This window comes from Actinomadura soli, assembly GCF_005889715.1.
In the GTDB taxonomy this organism is placed as follows: domain Bacteria; phylum Actinomycetota; class Actinomycetes; order Streptosporangiales; family Streptosporangiaceae; genus Spirillospora; species Spirillospora soli.
Map to the genome: position 1 here is coordinate 1 of NZ_VCKW01000445.1, position 4,004 is coordinate 4,004.

Below are 4,004 nucleotides of genomic sequence, written 5' to 3' on the forward strand. Positions count from 1 at the left end.
CCCTAGAACACCAAAACACCAGAACCACAACACACCAGAACCACAACACACCCCCACCCAAAACAGCCCGGACAACCAAAGCCCCGCCAACACTCAACAGCCGGTCGGTCGATCCGCTCAGCCGCCGCTTTCACATCCCCACACGGGGACAGGATTCCGGCCTGCCCCTGCCCACCGTCCCGGCCTATCCGACGGCCAGGGTGACGAGGGTGACAGCGGCCGAGGTCCGGACCACCCCATGTGCTAACCTCTGCGGCGACTACTCACCGTAGGGTCCAGCCCTCGCCATCAAGCCTCCTCGTGTCCGGTGACATCAGGAAGGTGGGAGTCACACCAGGTCCTGACAAGGGGTGTGACGATGGGTGCTGCCCACGTAGCAGATCCGGCTGTGGAGGCCGTCGATCTGGTCAAGAGTTATCCGGCCGGCAAGAACAAGCCGCCGATCACGGCACTGCGAGGGCTGAGCTTCGCCGTGGCGAAGGGAACCGTATTCGGGCTGCTCGGGCCGAACGGGGCCGGCAAGTCGACCACGGTGAAGATCCTCTCGACGCTCTCGGCCGCCGACTCGGGGTCGGCTCGCGTGGCCGGGATCGAGGTGGCGACGCGGCCCGAGCAGGTGCGGCGGGTGATCGGGTTCGTGTCGCAGAAGTCCGGTACGGATCCGATGGGCACCGCAGTCGAGAACCTGCTGCTCGCCGGACGCCTGCACGGCATGTCCCGTCGGGACGCCATGGCGCGTGCCCGCGAGCTCCTCGACAGGTTCGGCCTGGCCGACGCCGCGAACCGGCTGGTGCAGACCTACTCCGGCGGTATGGCGCGCAGGCTCGACGTCGCGCTCGGCTTGATGCACCGCCCTCAGGTGCTCTTCCTCGACGAACCGACGACCGGGCTCGACCCCCACGCCCGCAGCGAAATGTGGGCCGAGATCGCACGGATGGCCGGGGACGAGCAGATGACGGTGCTGTTGACGACGCACTATCTGGAGGAGGCCGACCGCCTCGCGGACCGGCTCGCGATCGTCGACCAGGGCGCGGTGGTCGCCGCAGGCACCCCGAGCGAACTCAAGAGCGGCCTGCGCGGCGACGCGGTCCACGTCGAGTTGGCCCAGGCCGACGACAGGGCGCTCACGGTCCTGCGGACGGTGTCCGAGTTGCGGGACGTCACCATGGACGGGAGCGCTGTCCGTGGCCGAACCGATGACGGTGCCCGGGCGTTGCCACCCGTGCTGGCCGCACTCGAGGAAGCGGGCATGACCGTGACCTCCGCGACTCTCGCCCGGCCCTCGCTCGATGACGTCTACCTGCGACACACCGGCCACAGCTTCGACGCCGACGCGGCCCCGAAGGCTCTGGAGGTGACGGAGTGACCACCGCACACCAGCACTTCACCAGTGCGCGTCCACTGACCGTGCTCACGCACACCGCGCTCCTGACCGGTCGGCTGCTGCGCGCCCTCCGGCGGATGCCGACCTTCCTCGTCATCGGCCTGGTGCAGCCGGTGATCTGGCTGCTGCTGTTCGGACAGCTGTTCCGCTCGGTGGCGGACCTTCCCGGGTTCACGCACGGCGACGGCGGCTTCCTGCAGTTCCTCACGCCGGGCGTGGTGATGATGACCGCGCTGTTCGCGAGCGCGTGGTCAGGAACGACCTACCTGCAGGACATCGACCGCGGCGTCATGGACCGGATGCTCACCTCCCCCGCCAGCCGGGGCGCCATGGTGATCGCGACCATGACCTACCAGGCGATCCAGACGCTCATCCAAAGCCTGATCATCGTTGCCATCGCTCTGGCCGCCGGCGTCCGGTTCCCTGGGAGCGTCGCCGGCGTCGGCGTCACACTGCTTGCCGCGGTGCTGCTGGCGCTGACCTTCTCGGCACTGTCCGACGCAGTGGCGCTGCTGACCCGCCAGCAGGCGACGCTCATCGCGATCTCCCAATTCACCACGCTGCCGCTGATGTTCCTCAGCTCGGCCGTGATGGATCTCGGCCTGGCCCCGGGCTGGGTCGGTGTCGTTGCCGACTACAACCCCATGGAATGGGCGGTCGTCGCGGCCCGAGAGGCGATGGGCGCCCACACCGACTGGATCACGGTCTGGGTGCACCTCGGGCTGCTCGCAGCGGCAGCCCTCGTCATGGGCTTGCTGTCCACGCGCGCCTTCCACACCTACCGGAAGCAGGCGTGAAGCAACCGGTCAGGCCCGCCCCGCGAGGGCACGGCGGGCCTGACCGGGCATCGGCGGGGTGCCCAGGATCAGTGTTGCGTGACGCTGAACCGTAGAGAGCGCAAGCGCTGGTGCCGCCCGCTGAGCCCGCCCCGACGGGAGACGATGACGTGATCGACCTCGGCGAAGCGTCCCACAGCGAGGTCAGCCCACGGCGAGGTCAGCCCGCAGGGTGGTCGGCCCGCAGGGTGGTCGGGGCCCTACTACGGCCCCAACCTGGCGGTCGTGGCCGCGCGCGCGGCGCGCGCGGATGGTGATGTGGTTGATTCCGGCACGTCCGGGTCGGCGGAGCCGATTTCGAGGTCGAGCTGGCACGTCTCACACGGGCGGTCCGCGACCGGAATTCCGAGGCTTCGGGGCAGGAAACCTCACTCTCTCCGAGAACTTCTCCGAACTCGTCTCGACTCGTCTCGCGCATCAAGCGCGGCGGAATTCCGGTCGCGGCCGGGCAGGATGGTCGGGTGTCTGAGTCCTCGCTGCCCGGTGGCTTCGTGAACGTCAGTGTCCGGGTCGGTGACACGGTGCGGCGACGACCTGCCGCTCGCGCGGAGTTCGTCCATCAGCTCCTCGGTCTGCTGGAGCGGGTCGGCTGGGACGGGGCGCCGCGGTTCTTGGGGATCGATGACCAAGGCCGGGAAGTGCTGAGCTTCGTTGACGGTCATGTGGCTTGGGAGCCGGTTCAGCCCGTCGAGGTCGACAGCGACGAGAGCTTGATGCGGGTCGCCGAGCTGGTCCGGGAGTTCCACGATCTGATGGCCGCCACGAACCTGGCTGGGGACGGAGAGGTCGTGTGCCATAACGACCTGTCGCCGAAGAACACGGTGTATCGGGATCTGGGTGCGGGGTTGCGGCCGGTGGCCTTCATCGATTGGGACCTGGCGAGCCCCGGGCGGCGGATCCACGACATCGCGCATGTGTGCTGGCAGTACGTGGGGCTGGGGCCCGGCATCGTCGATGTCGGCGGGGCGGCTCGGCGTGTCCGGTTGGTGCGTGACACCTATGGGCTGATCGATCGGCGCGAACTGGTCGATGTGATCTTGTGGTGGCAGGACCGTTGCTGGCGGGGCATAGCGACCGCTGCCGCAGCCGGCGACCCGGCGATGGTCCGTCTTCGCGAGGCTGGGGTCGTCCGCGAAGTACAGGCCGCCCATGCCTGGGTTGAGCAGCACCGCGTTGAGCTGGCATCGGGCTTGGGTCGCTAGCGGCGTCGGGGCATCGTATGTAGAGTACGAGTTATGAGCTATGTAGAGTTCGAGCGACGCGGGGGCGCTTCAGGGCAGTCCGGGGTGTTCGTGGCCTGGGCCTTGCTGGCGTGGCTGGGGATCGCGGTGGTCGCCCTCGCGGCGGCTGTACTAGCGGTTCTTGTGCCGACGGTAGCGGGACCGGTCGGGGTCGCGGCGGCGGTGTCGGGTTTGCTGCTGGCGGTACGCAATGGGAGGAGGGGGTCGCAGTGAGCCGGGGCCTGAGGATGACGATGCAGACTCAGATGGTGCTGCGGCAGGCGCTGCTGGAGCCGGGCCGGGAGTGGTACGGCCTGGAGATGGTGCAGGCCACAGAGCTGCCCACCGGCACCGTCTACCCGATCATCGCCCGCCTGGAGCAGGCCGGGTGGATCACCTCCCGCTGGGAGGAGCCCGCCGAGCAGCGCGAGGCCGACGCCCTCGGCCGCCCGCGCCGCCGCTACTACCAGCTCACCCAGGAGGGCGCCGAGAACGCCCGGCTCGCTCTGGCCAAGGCCCACGCCAACCGCGCCACCGCCCCCAAACCCTGGGACACCCTGCGTC

At 69.0% G+C, this 4,004-nt stretch carries 4 protein-coding genes; all 4 read left to right on the forward strand.

The genetic code is table 11. The features are described 5' to 3' along the window. Positions 1-388: 388 nt before the first annotated feature. Positions 389-1,366, forward strand: a complete 978-nt coding sequence (locus tag ETD83_RS40200) for an ATP-binding cassette domain-containing protein (RefSeq protein ID WP_230421509.1) — start codon at positions 389-391, stop codon at positions 1,364-1,366. Positions 1,367-1,407: 41 nt separating this feature from the next. Beyond that, the gene (locus tag ETD83_RS40205) at positions 1,408-2,181 is read left to right on the forward strand and encodes an ABC transporter permease (RefSeq protein WP_268920544.1); all 774 of its coding nucleotides are present in this window, start codon (positions 1,408-1,410) and stop codon (positions 2,179-2,181) included. A 500-nt stretch (positions 2,182-2,681) separates the two neighbouring features. Beyond that, on the forward strand, positions 2,682-3,422 hold the full coding sequence (locus tag ETD83_RS40210) for a phosphotransferase (protein WP_230421510.1): 741 nt from the start codon (positions 2,682-2,684) through the stop codon (positions 3,420-3,422). Between the two features lie 272 nt (positions 3,423-3,694). After that, a partial coding sequence (locus ETD83_RS40215) for a PadR family transcriptional regulator (protein ID WP_230421511.1) occupies positions 3,695-4,004 on the forward strand: 310 nt, incomplete at its 3' end.